The organism is Pseudoxanthomonas sp. LjRoot125 (genome assembly GCF_964252705.1).
Classification (GTDB): Bacteria; Pseudomonadota; Gammaproteobacteria; order Xanthomonadales; family Xanthomonadaceae; genus Pseudoxanthomonas_A.
Genome location: NZ_CAXUOY020000001.1, coordinates 3,029,202 through 3,043,555 on the forward strand (window position 1 = coordinate 3,029,202; position 14,354 = coordinate 3,043,555).

General features: G+C 67.7%; 19 protein-coding genes and 1 pseudogene. 11 read left to right on the plus strand and 9 right to left on the minus strand.

Going from position 1 to position 14,354, the window contains the following annotated elements:
- Positions 1 to 282: 282 nt before the first annotated feature.
- Both ACSION_RS14100 and ACSION_RS14105 read right to left on the minus strand, forming a co-directional pair.
- Positions 283 to 387, minus strand: coding sequence for a hypothetical protein (locus tag ACSION_RS14100; protein ID WP_435306718.1), 105 nt, complete (start codon positions 385 to 387; stop codon positions 283 to 285).
- Positions 385 to 1,008, minus strand: a pseudogene (locus ACSION_RS14105) (hypothetical protein); the annotation flags it as partial. The gene ACSION_RS14100 and the pseudogene ACSION_RS14105, both read right to left, overlap by 3 nt.
- A 141-nt stretch (positions 1,009 to 1,149) precedes the next feature.
- Here ACSION_RS14105 and ACSION_RS14110 point away from each other — a divergent pair.
- The 3 genes from ACSION_RS14110 to ACSION_RS14120 are packed head-to-tail and all read left to right on the plus strand — an operon-like array spanning position 1,150 to position 3,702.
- On the plus strand, positions 1,150 to 1,731 hold the full coding sequence (locus tag ACSION_RS14110) for a hypothetical protein (RefSeq protein WP_435306406.1): 582 nt from the start codon (positions 1,150 to 1,152) through the stop codon (positions 1,729 to 1,731).
- 2 nt (positions 1,732 to 1,733) lie between these two features.
- On the plus strand, positions 1,734 to 2,453 hold the full coding sequence (locus tag ACSION_RS14115) for an arginyltransferase (protein ID WP_093486917.1): 720 nt from the start codon (positions 1,734 to 1,736) through the stop codon (positions 2,451 to 2,453).
- Between the two features lie 46 nt (positions 2,454 to 2,499).
- Complete coding sequence (locus tag ACSION_RS14120; protein ID WP_435306407.1) at positions 2,500 to 3,702, plus strand: endonuclease/exonuclease/phosphatase family protein; 1,203 nt, start codon at positions 2,500 to 2,502, stop codon at positions 3,700 to 3,702.
- Here the strand turns inward: ACSION_RS14120 and ACSION_RS14125 are convergent.
- Entirely contained in the window at positions 3,692 to 4,003 is a 312-nt protein-coding gene (locus ACSION_RS14125; protein ID WP_435306408.1) for a hypothetical protein, read from the minus strand. The two genes, ACSION_RS14120 and ACSION_RS14125, sit on opposite strands and share 11 nt — an antisense overlap.
- 10 nt (positions 4,004 to 4,013) lie before the next feature.
- On the minus strand, positions 4,014 to 5,198 hold the full coding sequence (gene purT, locus ACSION_RS14130) for a formate-dependent phosphoribosylglycinamide formyltransferase (protein ID WP_435306409.1): 1,185 nt from the start codon (positions 5,196 to 5,198) through the stop codon (positions 4,014 to 4,016).
- 122 nt (positions 5,199 to 5,320) lie between these two features.
- Here purT and ACSION_RS14135 point away from each other — a divergent pair, with 122 nt between their 5' ends.
- Genes ACSION_RS14135 through ACSION_RS14170 form a run of 8 tightly spaced genes read left to right on the plus strand, consistent with a single transcriptional unit; the run spans position 5,321 to position 9,814 of the window.
- The gene (locus ACSION_RS14135; RefSeq protein WP_255357666.1) at positions 5,321 to 5,443 is read left to right on the plus strand and encodes a hypothetical protein; all 123 of its coding nucleotides are present in this window, start codon (positions 5,321 to 5,323) and stop codon (positions 5,441 to 5,443) included.
- Between the two features lie 21 nt (positions 5,444 to 5,464).
- Complete coding sequence (locus ACSION_RS14140; RefSeq protein WP_435306410.1) at positions 5,465 to 6,328, plus strand: SPFH domain-containing protein; 864 nt, start codon at positions 5,465 to 5,467, stop codon at positions 6,326 to 6,328.
- 13 nt (positions 6,329 to 6,341) lie between these two features.
- Positions 6,342 to 6,617 carry a hypothetical protein gene (locus tag ACSION_RS14145; RefSeq protein ID WP_435306411.1) on the plus strand — a complete coding sequence of 92 codons (276 nt, stop codon included), beginning with the start codon at positions 6,342 to 6,344 and terminating at the stop codon, positions 6,615 to 6,617.
- Positions 6,614 to 6,814, plus strand: coding sequence for a hypothetical protein (locus ACSION_RS14150; protein WP_056881396.1), 201 nt, complete (start codon positions 6,614 to 6,616; stop codon positions 6,812 to 6,814). The genes ACSION_RS14145 and ACSION_RS14150 overlap by 4 nt, the downstream gene beginning before the upstream one ends.
- On the plus strand, positions 6,811 to 6,990 hold the full coding sequence (locus ACSION_RS14155) for a DUF4177 domain-containing protein (RefSeq protein ID WP_435306412.1): 180 nt from the start codon (positions 6,811 to 6,813) through the stop codon (positions 6,988 to 6,990). The genes ACSION_RS14150 and ACSION_RS14155 overlap by 4 nt, the downstream gene beginning before the upstream one ends.
- A 24-nt stretch (positions 6,991 to 7,014) precedes the next feature.
- Positions 7,015 to 7,560, plus strand: a complete 546-nt coding sequence (locus tag ACSION_RS14160; RefSeq protein ID WP_435306413.1) for a PH domain-containing protein — start codon at positions 7,015 to 7,017, stop codon at positions 7,558 to 7,560.
- Between the two features lie 9 nt (positions 7,561 to 7,569).
- Positions 7,570 to 8,394, plus strand: a complete 825-nt coding sequence (locus ACSION_RS14165; protein WP_435306414.1) for a M15 family metallopeptidase — start codon at positions 7,570 to 7,572, stop codon at positions 8,392 to 8,394.
- Positions 8,395 to 8,398: 4 nt separating this feature from the next.
- Entirely contained in the window at positions 8,399 to 9,814 is a 1,416-nt protein-coding gene (locus tag ACSION_RS14170) for an FAD-binding protein (RefSeq protein ID WP_435306415.1), read from the plus strand.
- Positions 9,815 to 9,821: 7 nt separating this feature from the next.
- Here ACSION_RS14170 and ACSION_RS14175 read toward each other — a convergent pair whose 3' ends face one another.
- The 5 genes from ACSION_RS14175 to ACSION_RS14195 all read right to left on the minus strand — a co-directional run bounded on the left by ACSION_RS14175 (position 9,822) and on the right by ACSION_RS14195 (position 14,242).
- Complete coding sequence (locus tag ACSION_RS14175) at positions 9,822 to 10,496, minus strand: DNA-3-methyladenine glycosylase family protein (protein ID WP_435306416.1); 675 nt, start codon at positions 10,494 to 10,496, stop codon at positions 9,822 to 9,824.
- 4 nt (positions 10,497 to 10,500) lie between these two features.
- Entirely contained in the window at positions 10,501 to 10,869 is a 369-nt protein-coding gene (locus tag ACSION_RS14180; RefSeq protein ID WP_435306417.1) for a DUF423 domain-containing protein, read from the minus strand.
- 145 nt (positions 10,870 to 11,014) lie between these two features.
- Entirely contained in the window at positions 11,015 to 12,184 is a 1,170-nt protein-coding gene (locus tag ACSION_RS14185) for a polyketide cyclase (protein ID WP_435306418.1), read from the minus strand.
- A gap of 178 nt (positions 12,185 to 12,362) precedes the next feature.
- Positions 12,363 to 13,004 carry a response regulator gene (locus tag ACSION_RS14190; RefSeq protein ID WP_435306419.1) on the minus strand — a complete coding sequence of 214 codons (642 nt, stop codon included), beginning with the start codon at positions 13,002 to 13,004 and terminating at the stop codon, positions 12,363 to 12,365.
- A complete protein-coding gene (locus tag ACSION_RS14195; RefSeq protein WP_435306420.1) occupies positions 13,001 to 14,242 on the minus strand; it encodes a sensor histidine kinase in 1,242 nt (413 codons plus the stop codon). The genes ACSION_RS14190 and ACSION_RS14195 overlap by 4 nt, the downstream gene beginning before the upstream one ends.
- Positions 14,243 to 14,354: the final 112 nt, after the last annotated feature.

The window sequence follows — 14,354 nt, forward strand, 5'->3', positions numbered from 1 at the left end:
CACACCGTCCTGACGCTGGCTTACATGGTCATCATTGGTTGGACGTCGGGGCGCTGGTTGCCGCAGATCCTGCAGCGTCGCCAAGCGCGCGACCTGTTGCTCGACCCCGAGGGCGAAGGCCGCCGCATGCAGCGCCAGCGCACCTGGCGAATCTGGGGCTGCGTGCTGGCATTCACCCTGGCGACCGCCGGTCTGTTCGCAGGCCTGGTGATGTCGGGCCGCCTGCCTTTCTAGAACCGCTCGACGTGCACCCGGATGGCCGCCGGATGCACGTCGTTTCCCTCAGCGGCGGGCGGGCTTGCCCGCGGCCAGTTCGTCCTTGGACAGGAAGCCGTCCTTGTTGGTGTCGAGGGCGTCGAAGCGCGAAGCCAGGCGGCCGTCCTTCACCTCGTCGCGCGACAGGCGACCGTCCTTGTTCGCATCCACACTCGCGAAGCGCTCGTCCATGCGGGCCTGCATCCGCTGATGGGCTTCTGCACGGCGGGCGGCGTCGGCGTGGTCGATCTCGGCACGGGTCAGCTTGCCGTCCTTGTCGCTGTCGGCCTTGGCGAACCATTCATCGCGGCGCTGCTTGCCGCGCATTTCGCGGTCGACGCGATCGATCGCACCGTCCTTGTTGGCGTCCAGCGTGTCGAAGCGTTCGGCGAATTTCGGATTGGCCGCGGCTTCGGCCCGGCTCACCTTGCCGTCGCCATCGGCGTCGAGCTTCTTGAAGGCGATCCCACCGCGGTCACCGCCACCGTGGCGGCCGGGGCCGCGCATGCCCTTGCGATGCGGACGCTCCTCGGCACTGAGCTTGCCGTCGCCGTTCTTGTCCAGCTCGGCGAAGCGTTCGGCCAGGCGCGGATGCGCGGCGGCCTCGGCCTTGTCGATCACGCCATCGTTGTTCTTGTCCAGGCTCGCGCGCGCCGGCTTGTGCGCGTCGCCCGCCTGGGTGGCGGCCAGCGCGGAACCGGCGCCGAGGGCGGCCAGGACGGCCACGAAAAGCAGGGTCTTGCGATTCATCATGTTCTCCTGAAGACGCGGCGCGAGCTGCGCCACTGGCAGGGGAAACGCCTGCATGCGTCCCGGGTTGACGCGCTGACGGACGCGTTCAGCCGGCGGACGGTCGCGACCCACGCGACGGGGGTGCCGCAGTATGCTGCGGCCATGTCCCACGCCCTCGCCCGTGCGCTGTCCATCTCCGGCCACCCGATGCTGGTGCTGCCGCTCGCGGTGGTGGTGATCGCCTTGGTGCAGGGCGATCGCGGTGCGGCCGCAGGGGCCGCGCTGGGATTCGGCCTGTTCGCCGCCCTCGTCATGGGATTCTCGTGGTGGCAAGTGCGGCGCGGCCGCTGGGCGCACGTGGATGCCAGCGCGCGGCACGAGCGAGGCAGCCTCAATCGCTTCCTGCTGGTGGCGCTGGTCGCCGGCGCGTTGTTCGTGGCCTGGCGTGGCACGCAACCGCTGTTCGCGCTCGGCATGGCGATGTCGGCCGCGATGATCCTGGTGGCGATGGCCGCGACGCGCTGGTGCAAGCTGTCGCTGCACATGGCCTTCGCGGTGTTCGCGGCGTGGCTGCTGCGCGAGCTCGGCATCGCATGGATGCTGGCGGCCTTGTTGTTCGCGGCCGCGATCGCGTGGTCGCGCCTGGCACTCCACCGGCACACGCCACGCGATCTTGTCGCCGGTGCGCTGGCCGGCTCATTGGCGGGTGCCGCCTTCTGGCCGCTGGCCGCGCGGTGGAGTTGATGATGGGCGAGAACGGCCACCCCATCGACGACCTGCGGCTGTTCCACACCGGCGAACATCCGTGCGGCTACTGGCCCGACCGGGTGGCGCGCGACCTGGTGCTGGACCCGCGCGACCCGCGCCTTCCACAGCTGTATCCGGATGCGTTGTCGTGGGGGTTCCGCCGTTCCGGCGACATCGTCTACCGCCCGCATTGCCGTCAGTGCCGGGCCTGCGTGGCGGTCCGCCTCCCGGTGGCGGACTTCGCGCCCGACCGTAGCCAGCGCCGCTGCGCCGCCCGCAACGCGCGCGTCGAGACGCGCATCGTCGCCGCCCTGCGCGGCGAGGAGCATCTGGCACTGTACCGGCGTTATCTGGCGGCCCGGCATCCGCTCGGCGGCATGGACAACCATGGCGCGACGGAGTTCGACCAGTTCCTCGTCGGCAGCTGGTCGCGCGGGCGCTTCGTCGAACTGCGCGAGGACGGCCAGTTGCTCGCGGTGGCGGTCACCGACGTGATCCCCGGCGCGCTCTCGGCCGTGTACACCTTCTACGAGCCGGAACTGGAAGCGCGCAGCCTGGGCACGCTCGCGATCCTTCGGCAGATCGAGTGGGCGCAGCGCGACGGCTATTCGCATCTCTATCTCGGCTACTGGATCGACGGCCATCGGAAGATGGACTACAAGCGCCGTTTCCAGCCGCTGGAGCACTTCGACGGTCGCCAGTGGCGCCGCGCCGAGTGAGCGCCGCTGGCACGAGGGTGTCATCCGTGCATGGCATCATGGCGGCATGCGAATCCCTGCCCTCCTGCTTCCGATGATCCTCGCCCTGGCCGCCTGCAGCGCCGCGCCGCACCACGACGGCGCCACGCCGGAAACCGCTTCCTTGCGCGTGGCCACCTACAACACCTCGCTGTACTCGGACGACGCCGGCGGCGTGATCCGCCAGCTCGAAGGCGACAGTGCGCATGCGCGCAAGATCGCCTCCGTGCTGCAGAAGGTACGGCCGGACCTGGTGCTGCTCAACGAGTTCGATTTCGACGAAGCGCACCGCGCCGCGGATCTGTTCCAGCAGCGCTATCTCGAGGTCGCCCAGCCTGCGGGCGGCGAGCCCCTGCGCTATCCGTACCGCTACCTGGCACCGGTGAACACCGGCGTGCCGAGCGGGCTGGACCTGGACGGCAACGGCACCGTCGGCGGCACCGGCCGCGACCGCGGCAACGATGCGTGGGGCTACGGCCTGCATCCCGGCCAGTACGGCATGTTGGTGCTGTCGAAGTATCCGATCGATGAAGCCCACGTGCGCACGTTCCAGCTGCTGCGCTGGAGCACGCTGCCGGGCGCGACCAATCCCGTCGATCCGGCCAAGGGCCGTGGCTTCTATCCGGATGCGATCTGGGCGCAGCTGCGCCTGTCGTCGAAGTCGCACTGGGACGTGCCGGTGCGCACGCCGCAGGGCACGGTGCATTTCCTGGTCTCGCATCCCACGCCGCCGGTCTTCGACGGGCCCGAGGATCGCAACGGGCACCGCAACGCCGACGAGCTCCGGCTCTGGGGCGAATACCTTTCGACCGGCGAAAAGCCCTGGCTGTGCGACGACCAGGGCCGCTGCGGCGGCCTCGCTCCGGATGCGCGCTTCGTCATCGCCGGTGACCTCAACAACGATCCGGTGGATGGCGATGGCCACCACGATGCCATCCTGGAACTACTCGAACACCCGCGCGTGATGCGGATGGCCACGCCACGCAGCGAAGGCGGCGAAGAAACCGCCCAGGCCTACGCGGCGAAAGGCCTGCAGCGTCGTGGCGCGCCGGCGCACGTGACCGGCGATTTCGGTCCGCGCGCGGGCGCCATGCGCCTGGACTATGTGCTGCCCTCGACCGGCTTCGCCCTGGTCGGCAGCGGCGTGTACTGGCCGAAAAAAGCCGACCCGGCCGCCGCCATCGCCGATGGCAGCGACCATCACCTCGTGTGGGTGGACCTCACGCCGTAGGTGGCGTGGCGGCGCCGGGCGGCGGCGTCACCCGCGGCCCGAAGCCGAACAGCGCTTCGCTCTGCGCCGAGACGATCATCCGGATCATGCTGCCGGGCACCATCAGTTCCACCTGCACGTCGTGGCCTTCGGCATCCTTGCCCACCAGCGTCATCTCGGTGAAGGCGCCACCGGTATCGATCTCCTTGCAGAAGATGTGCGGCCCTTCGGGCTGGTTGGTGAGGTAGGGCTTGATCGCTTCGCCCAGTGCCTCGAGCGCCTGCGGGAAGAAGAACACCGCGTAACCACCATGGCCGTTCATCGCGTGCGCCTCACTTCAGTTCGATGGTGATGGCCGCGGCCGCGGCGCGCGCCTTCGAGCGCGCGACATCGACGTCCTCGCCTCGCGCCAGGGTCACGCCGACGCGGCGATGGCCTTCGACGCGCGGCTTGCCGAACAGGCGCAGCGCAGTGTCGGGTTCTTCCAGCGCGCCTTCCACGTTGCCGAACACCGGCACGCCGTGGCCGTGCGCCAGCATCGCGCACGACGCGGACGGGCCGCTCTGGCGGATCACCGGGATCGGCAGGCCGAGGATGGCGCGTGCGTGCAGCGCGAATTCCGAAAGTTCCTGCGATGCCAACGTGACCAGGCCGGTGTCGTGCGGGCGCGGCGAGACTTCGCTGAACCACACCTCGTCGCCCTTCACGAACAGCTCCACGCCGAACAGCCCCCATCCGCCCAGGTCGTCGGTCACCGCCTTCGCGATCTGCTGCGCGCGCTCCAGCGCGCGGGACGACATCGGTTGCGGCTGCCAGCTTTCGCGGTAGTCGCCGTCCTTCTGCCAATGCCCGATCGGCGCGCAGAACGCGGTGCCATCGGCATGGCGCACGGTCAGCAGGGTGATCTCGTATTCGAAATCGATGAAGCCTTCGACGATGCAGCGGCCGGCGCCCGCACGGCCACCGGTCTGCGCGTAGTCCCATGCGGGATCGATGTCGCCATCGCTGCGCAACGTACTCTGGCCCTTGCCGGACGAGGACATCACCGGCTTCACCACGCAAGGCAGGCCGATATCGCGCACGGCCTCGCGGTACTCCTCGACCGTGTCGACGAAGCGGTACGGGGACGTGGGCAGGCCCAGTGTTTCGGCGGCGAGCCGACGGATGCCTTCGCGGTCCATCGTCAGGCGCGCGGCGCGCGCGGTCGGGATCACCCGTGCTGCGCCTTCCGCTTCCAGCGCCACCAGCGTCTCGGTATGGATCGCCTCGATCTCCGGCACGACCAGGTGCGGCTGTTCCTTCGCGATCAGGGCGCGGATGGCGGCTGGGTCGAGCATGTCCAGCACGTGCGAGCGATGGGCCACCTGCATGGCCGGGGCGTCGGCGTAGCGGTCGGCGGCGATCACTTCCACGCCCAGCCGCTGCAGCTCGATGGCCACCTCCTTGCCCAGCTCGCCCGACCCCAGCAGCAGGACGCGGGTCGCATGGGGGGACAGCGGGGTGCCGAGGGTGGTCATGGGATCGTTCCGGAAAAGGGGGCGCCAGTGTACCGGTCGCCCCGACGGACGGCGGCGGCCAGCCGTTGACATCTGATATCAAATTGATATCTTTTAATCCAACAACCAGCCGGGGACCGACCATGCTCCATGTGATCCACCAGATCCAGCGCCGCTGGCCCTCCCAGGCGCACAAGGTCATCCCCGCCCTGCTCATTCTCTCCGTCGCCCTGCTCGCGCTCGGTGCCGGCCTGTCGCTGCTGTGATCCCGTCCTGAGACCAAGACCATGAAAGAGAACGCCAAGTCGTCGCTGCCCGGAATCCCGACCCTCCTTGGTCTGCTGGTGCTGGGCCTGGGGGTGATCGCCTTGTTCATCGCCGGCGCTGCGGACAAGCAGCCCGCCTACATGGTCGTGGCCGCCGTGCTCGCCTTCGCGCTGATGTTCCTGATGGCCGGCCTGTACAAGCTGGAGCCCAACCAGTCCGCCGTGCTCAGTCTGTTCGGCAAGTATGTCGGCACGGTGAAGGACAACGGCCTGCGCTGGAACAATCCCTTCTTCAGCAAGCGCAAGGTGTCGCTGCGCATCCGCAATTTCGAAAGCAGCCGCCTGAAGGTCAATGAGCTGGATGGCAGCCCGATCGAGATCGCGGCGGTGATCGTCTGGCAGGTGGTGGACTCGGCCGAGGCCGTCTTCAACGTGGACGACTACGAGAGCTTCGTGCACATCCAGTCCGAAGCCGCGCTGCGTGCGATGGCGTCCAGCTATCCCTACGACCAGCACGAGGAAGGCCAGATCGCGTTGCGCAGCCATCCGCAGGAGATCTCGCAGCACCTGCAGGACCAGATCGCCGAACGCCTGGGCAAGGCCGGCGTGGACGTGATCGAAGCGCGCATCAGCCACCTCGCCTACGCACCGGAAATCGCCCAGGCCATGCTGCAGCGGCAACAGGCCAACGCGGTGATCGCGGCCCGCACGCGGATCGTCGCCGGCGCGGTGGGCATGGTGGAAATGGCGTTGGCCGAGCTGCAGAAGAACGATGTGGTGAAGCTGGACGAAGAGCGCAAGGCACAGATGGTCAGCAACCTGCTGGTGGTGCTGTGCGGCGAGCGCGGCACGCAGCCGATCGTCAACACCGGCTCGATCTACTGACCGGCCGTTACGCATGCACGCGCTCGCACCGCTCATCGTCGCGCTCTCCGGCCTGCCCGCGCTCTTCATCGGCGCGTGGGTAAGCCGGGCTCGCGACCCGCGTTCGCGCGGCATGGCCCTGCACTGGGTGCTGATCGGCCTGGCGATCCAGGCCGGCGCCGTCGGCCTGTACTGGGCGGGCGAGGATGATCGTTTGGCCACAGGCACCGTCATCGCGATGGTGGTACTGGTCAATGCCTTGATCGTCTCGATGGTGCTGCAGCTCCGCCGCAACGGGACGCCCCGGTGAGCGAGAAGCAGGACAAGAAGGCCTACCCGCTGCGCATCAGCGCCGACGTGCTGGCCGCCGCGCAACGGTGGGCCGACGACGAGCTTCGCTCGCTGAATGCCCAGATCGAATACGTGCTGCGCGATGCGCTGCGCAAAGCGGGCCGGCTCCCGAAGACCGGCTCCAACCCGGAAGACAGCAAGAAGGAATCGCCATGAACCACCGATGGAGCCACAAGGTCATCGAAGTCCCGTACAAGATGTTCGCGGGCAAGCTCACCGACCGCATCCAGCAGGAGTTGGACAAGATGAGCGCGCAGGGCTGGGAACTGGTCAGCACGCTCTTCATCGAGCATGAAGTCTCGGTGCGCCTGTTCTTCAAGAAGCTCGCCTGATCCTCCCCCGCTCGGAGCCGCCGCATGCAGCACCCGCAGGACTTTCCCGTCGCCCCGCTGCCTGGCCACACCGGCTGGTGGCTGTGGTTGCCACTGTTGCTCGCGATCGGCGCGGGTGTAGGCGCGATGACAATGGAATCGACGACTCCGCCGCCTCTGGCAGCTTGGCTGACGGTTCCCTTCGTCCTTTTGGTCGGTGCAGTCCTCGCGCTGGCGCTGCGGCGGCGCGCGATCGTGCTGGACAACCGCGAGCTGCAGGTGAAGGCGACGTTCTACACGAAGAAGCTCGCCGTCGAAGCGATCGACCTCGACAAGGCCCGCGTACTGAGCCTGGAAGAACACACCGAGCTCACGCCGATGCTGAAGACGAACGGCTTCAGCCTGCCCGGCTTCAAGGCCGGGCACTTCCGCCTGCGCAACCTGGGCAAGGCGTTCTGCCTGGTCACTGATCGCACTCGCGTGCTGACGCTGCCGCTGCGCGACGGCAGCCTGGTGCTGGTGAGCCCCGTGCGCCCGGCCGACCTGCTCGCCCGGCTGCGCGAACTGGCGGCGCCCACGCCGCGTCGCTAAGCTGCAGGCATGCGCCGCCTGCCCTCCCAGCCGCTGACGTCCACCCTGCTCAACACGTCGCAGATCGAACTGTGGCCGGCGGACCTGTTGCGCGTACGCAGCAATGCGGATGCCCGCATCCTGGCGGTCGCGCACGCGGTATTGCGTCGCAAGCACGATGGCCGCTATCTCGCCGCAGTGTCTGTACGTGGCGTGCATCCACTGGTACCGGGCCTGCCCCGCGAGCCCGGCCTGGATGAAGCCTGGGATGCATTGGAAAACTTCGAGAGCGCCACGCGTGGCTTCGATGCGGATGCCCAGGGCCTGCTGCCCCTGCATGCATTGCAGGAACGCCTGCACGCAGTCGGCCTAGATGAGGATGCTTACGCCAACCGCACCGGCCTGGCACTCGTGGCCGAGCCGGCTGCCCTCGCCTTCGCCGGCCGCGACCGCTATCGCCGGCCGCTCTGGCTCACGCGGGGAGCCGCACGCGCGTGGCAGGCGCTGCGCGCTGCTGCGGCACGCGACGGCATCGTGCTGGAAGCCATTTCCGGCTATCGCAGCCACGACTACCAACTGGGCATTTTCGAGCGCAAACGCGCCCGTGGACAGACTGTCGACGAGATCCTGACCGTCAACGCCGCACCCGGCTACAGCGAACACCACAGCGGCCGCGCGCTCGACATCGGCGCGCCGGATGAGCCGCCGGCCGAGGCGTCGTTCGAACGCACCCCCGCGTTCGCCTGGCTTACCGCTCGCGCCGGCGACTTCGGCTTCGTCATGAGCTACCCGCGCGACAACCCCCACGGCATCGTGTACGAACCGTGGCATTGGTATTACGCCGGCGTCGGTTGACGGCATGCGCCGCAGGGAAGCACTCGGCTACGCGCTCGCTGTCGGCACCGCCGGCATCCTCCCGGCTTGCTCCAGGTCAGACGACGACGCCAAGCGTTCCACCACCGACATCGCGGCACTTGATGCTACCCGTATCGCCGGCATCGCAAGGCCCACCACATCCGGAGGCGTCGTCGCCGCCCTGCGCACATGGCAGGGTGCAGTCTGCATCGCCGGCGCCCGCTTCAGCATGGGCGGACAGACCCGTGAGCCCGGGGCGCTGCAGCTCGACCTCTCTGGAATGGACGACCTGCTGCGGCTCGATCCCGGATCGGGCATTGCACGCGTGCAGGCCGGCATGCGCTGGCGACAGCTGCAGGCCCTGCTGGATCCGCACGACCTGTCGGTCAAGGTCATGCAGAGCTACAGCAACTTCAGCGTCGGCGGTTCGGTGTCGGTCAATTGCCACGGCCGATACATTGGCCAAGGCGCGATCGCAGGCACGGTGCGCGCCCTGCAGCTGGCCACTGCAGACGGGCGCCTGCTCGAACTTTCGCGTGACCGCGACCCTGCCCTGTTCGGCGCGGTGCTCGGAGGGTACGGCGGCCTCGGCGTCATCACGGAAGTCGAACTGGACCTGGCCCGCAATACACGGATGTCGCGCCACGTGGAAGCCGTTCCGCTTGCGGAGTACGCGGACTGGTTCCAGGGCCGTGTACTGGGGCGACAAGACGTCGTGATGCACAACGCGGACCTGATGCCGCCGGATTTCGATGCGCCGCTGGCCATCACCTGGTCGCGGAGCGATGCCGCGCTGACCGACACGCGACGCCTGATTCCGGAGGGGATGGATTACGCCAGCGAACAGAACCTGATCTTGTCCGCCACCGAACTCCCTGGTGGCGATGCGGTACGCGAGCGCTACATGACGCGCCGCCTGCTTCACGAGCCGCGCGTCATCATGCGCAACTGCGAAGCCAGCCTCGATGTGGCGTCCATCGAGCCGCGCACACGAAAGATCTCGACCTACCTGTTGCAGGAATACTTCGTCCCCATGCACGCGTTCGACAGCTTCGTCGCCCGCCTGCGGGCGATCCTGGCGGGGTCGGACGCGCACGTCATCAACGTATCCATCCGGCACGCCAAGGCTGACACGACATCATTGATGCGCTGGGCGGACCGCGACATGTTCTGCTTCGTCCTCTACCACAAGCAGCGCAGCTGGCAGGACGCGCGGGCCGCCGGATGGACCCGTGCGCTGATCGACGCCGCCCTCGATCACGGCGGCCGCTACTACCTGCCCTATCGCCTGCATGCCACGCGCAAGCAGTTCGAGCGCGCGTACCCGCAAGTCAGAAAGTTCGTGGCCATCAAACAGCAGGTCGATCCGGGCAACCGGTTCCGCAACCTGCTATGGGACCGTTACCTGCCTTTGGCCTAGCGCGGCGTCAATCCTGCGAACGCTTCGTCGCCGTCTTCGCCTCGGTGCCGGAATCGGCGATCCGCCACAGGTATTGGGCCGCGTAGGTGCGGTAAGGACCCCATGCTTCGCCACGCGCCAGCAGTTCCTTCGGCGTGGGCATCGCGTCCTGCTTGTCGACGAACTGCGCGCCCTTGCGCACGCCGAGATCGTCGATCGGCAGCACGTCGGGGCGGCCCAGGCGGAACATCAGCATCATCTCCACCGTCCAGCGGCCGATGCCGCGGATCGGCACCAGTGCGGCGACGATCTCGTCTTCGCTCATCACCGACATCTGCCGCAGGTTGGGGATTTCGCCACGCTGTTCACGTGCAGCAAGGTCGCGCAGTGCGAGGGTCTTGTTGCCGGAAACGCCGCAGGCGCGCAGCGCCACGTCATCGATGCGACCAAGCGTGTCGAAGTGCAGGCGCGTACTGCCGATGGCGGTCTCGACGCGGCCGACGATCGTCCCGGCCGCCTTGCCGCTGAGCTGCTGGTAGAGGATGGCGCGCGCCAGGGCGTCCACGGGATCGAACGGCTTGCGCCACGTCGGCTGCGGCTCGATGTAGCCGATCCGCTTCATCCAGGTGCCCAGCTTGCGATCGCGCCGCGCCAGGTGGTCCCAGGCCTGCTCGGTATCGAAGCCGCGCGCGTGTCGTGGCATGCCGTCAGCGACGCACTGCGTCCACCGCCCACAACACCCATCCCAGCATCAGGGTGATGCCGCCGGCGGGCGCGAGCCGCGTGGATAGGCCGCCCAGCGCGCCAGCCACCAGGCTGCCCGAGAAAAGCAGCGTGCCCAGCAACAGCAGGCCGAGAGCCAGCTTGCCCAGGCGTCGGGTGGTGCTGGGGGACAGCGCCGCGAGCGCAAGTCCATGCCCGAAGGCGAACAGGGCAGCCGTCTGCACGTGCGATTGCGCTTCCGCCGTCGCGATGCCATGCGACGCATAGGCGGACAAGCCCACGGCGATCGCGGCGAGCAAGCCGCCACTCAGTGCGAGGAACGAAGGTTTGCGTTGGCGTCGATCGTAGTTCATCGGCTCGGGGGTCCCGGCATCGGGCGGGCATCCTGCCCCGTGGAGGAAGGGCCGCGGCGAAACGCCGACCCCACAAACGCAACGCGCCGCATGAAGCGGCGCGTTGGCATGGAGCTGACCATCAGGGACAGCGGTCCGGGATGGCTTAGTGCTTGACGGCCCAGTAGATGTCGAACTTGCCGTCGGCTTCGAACGAACCATCGACGCCGGACTTCCACGACTCGTACGGACGGTCAACGACTTCGTGGCCCGAGGTCACCGCCCAGGCGCGCAGTGCATTGCGCTGGTTATCGAGCTCGGCCATGTAGCCGGTGTAGCTGGCGAAGGCAGACTTGCGCGCGTCCAGGTGCACGTAGGTCACCGGCGCACCCGACGGGATCGTGACCTTCAGCTCGCCCGTGGAAGCGACCGGAGCGGCCGCCGGCGGGGTCACCGGGGGCTCACCGGCGACGGCGGGTGCTGCGTCGGCTTTCGGCGCGGCGCTGCCCTTGCGGACCGGCTGGGCGACATCAAAGGCGTACTTCTCGGTGCCGAAGTCGGTGGTGATGATGCGCAGCGGACCGTTGGCGACCAGGCCGTTGGCCTCCATCACGCGCTTGATCCACTCCTGGTTGGACTTGATCGAGGCCTTGATGGCGTCGTTGGTACGGTCGATGTTGCCGGCGTTGACGACCAACAGGTCTTCGGCCGGCACGTCGACGATCTTGAGATCGGTCAACGGGCTGCCTTCGGTGCGGTAGTCGAAGTTGGGCACGGTGGCCAGCATGTTGGTCAGCTTGGACAAGCCGGCCTTCACGCTGTCGCCCACGTGGCGGCTGACGTACATGCCCGCGTAACGGCCGATCAGGTTCCAGCCGTACTTCACTTCGTACTGCTGGGTGATCTTGACGTTGCGGTTGTTCTTGCCCGACGGCTCCAGCGAGAAGACGCTGCGCTTGTCGGTGCCCATGCGCTTGTCGGTGATCGCGTAGACGATCTTGCCGGGGCCGCCGGACGGCGCAGGGCGCTCGCTTTCGACGATTTCCCAGCTGCCCTGGCCCCAGGCGGCATTGGCGGAATTGAAGTCGACCTTGGCGCCAACGCCAGCGTCGTTCTCGCCACCGGAATAGCTCAGCTCGTTGGCGGCGCTCGGGATCAGCGGATTCCAGTCCTTCAGTCGGCGCACGTTGTTCAGCGTATCGAACACGATGGTCATGCGACGGTTGGTTTCAACGCTTTCCTGCAGCTCGCGCGAGGACGGCAGAACCAGGCCAATCACCAGGAACAGCGCCAGAACCAGCGCCAACGCAATCACGAACTCGATCAAACGGGTCATTCAGGAAGTCTCCGGGGGCCGGTGCCACGGCCGTGAAAAAAATGCACCGCGCATCCTAGCAGGGTTGCCGGGCTTCGGGCAGTCCACCTGACACCGGTTGGCGTCGCTATTCCGGGGCGTATGGAACCCGTGTTCGAGCCCCTTGCGGGGGGGGCCCCGATGGGAACCCGGGCCGCCGTCACACCAACTGCAATTCGAAGGCCTTCAGCACGGCCCGGGTGCGATCGCGCACGCCCAACTTGGACAGGATGTTGGACACATGATTCTTGATCGTACCCTCGGCAACGCCCAGCGAATTGGCGATCTCCTTGTTGGAGAAGCCACTGGCCATCAGCCGCAGGATCTCGGTCTCGCGATCCGTCAGCGGATCCGGTCGATCCAGGCTCACGAACTCGTTGCGCATGTGCTCCAGGCCCGACAACAGGCGCTGGGTGACCGCGGGCTGGACCAGGGAGCCACCATCGGCAACCGTGCGGATCGCGCCGACCAGTTGCTCCAGCGAGACATCCTTCAGCAAGTAGCCCTTGGCGCCGGCTTTCAGGCCAGCCAGGACCAGTTGGTCGTCGTCGAACGTGGTGAGGATGATGGTCGGCGGCAGCTGGCCGGCTCGTGCCAAGGCCTGCAGGGCCTCCAGGCCCGACATGACCGGCATACGCATGTCCATCAGGACCACGTCCGGCTTGACCTGCGGGACCACTTCCACGGCCTGGCGGCCGTCCGCAGCCTCGGCTATCACCTCGATACCGTCGTCCAGCGCCAGCAGGGAGCGGATACCCTGGCGCACCAGGGTTTGATCGTCGACCAGGCAGACACGGATCACGGGGTTCCTCCGGAGCTGAGCTCGGGTATGGGTTCGGGTGGGGAAACGGGAAGGGGCGCAAGCGCCGGCGGGGTCTCGCTGACAGGCAGGGCGATGTGCAGGCAGAAGCCCTGGCCCGGCTGCGTTTCGATGCGCAGCTCGCCGCCGTACTGGGCCAGGCGCTCGCGCATGCCGGTCAGGCCGTTGCCCGCCACCACGTGCGGGCTGCCGGCACCATCGTCGCGTGCGTCGATCAGGATCCTCGCACCCTCCCTGCGGCAGTGCAGCCACAGGTTGCGGGCGCCGGCATGGCGGACCGCGTTGGTGATGATTTCCTGGGTGCACCGCAGCAATACATGGGCCCTGTGCGGGTCCTCAAGGGTCAGCGGCTCCTCGATGTCCATGTGAATGGCCAGCGAGGGCACTTTTTCGGCCAGAGGCACCAAGGCGGCTCCGAGGTCGATGGCGCCGCTGTCGCGCAACTGGCTGACGGCTTCGCGCACATCGGTGAGCAACAGCCGGGCCAGCGTGTGGGCCTGGCGGACGTGCTCCTGGGCGCGCCCCTCGGTCATGTGGCCGGCCACTTCCAGGTTAAGGCTGAGCGCGGTCAGGTGGTGTCCGAGCAGGTCGTGCAGCTCCCGGGAAATGCGGGTTCGCTCGTTGACGCGGGCGCTTTCGGCCAGCAGGACGCGGGTGGCCCGCAGCTCCGCGTTGAGGCGGCGCTGCTCTTCGCGGGCCTGGGCCTGCTGGCGCGCCACATACGTGGTGATGAGCACGAAGGCGGCGAAGCCCACGTAGAACATCGATTGGAACAGGGCTTCCCAGAAGTTGAAATCGTCGCGCGCCATGAACGACGGCACCAGCAGCACGTGCGCCGCCAGCAGCCAGGCCACGGCGAAGCGCAGCTCCAGCAGCCAGGGCAGTACACCCGCCATGATCAGCAGCAGCACGGCGCCCAGGCCGGTCTGGGTGTAGAAACCCACGCCGATGGACGTCGCCGTCAGCACCATGGCCAGCGGCACGTTCCAGGCCACCGGCAGGCTGTCCCGGCGGCCATCCAGGGCGCGTGTCGCCAGCCAGTACACCGCGCCGAACGCGAAATAGCTCAACGCGGTCAACGGCAGGTTCACGCCCTGCCCATCCGTGCCGCTGGACGGCGGCAGCACCCACACATTCAGGATGATGGGTATTCCCACCAGGGCCCATGTGTAGAGCCCGGCGGCGCGCAGCAGGCGGGTATGGCTGAGTCGTCCCAACATCCGGGCATATTAGGCGGAATCCCCGACGGCCATGTCCCAACTAAAGTCATGCTGCCGCGGCAGGGATGCACCAGACGGGTTCATGCCCTGCTCACCCACTGCCTCGCCGGGC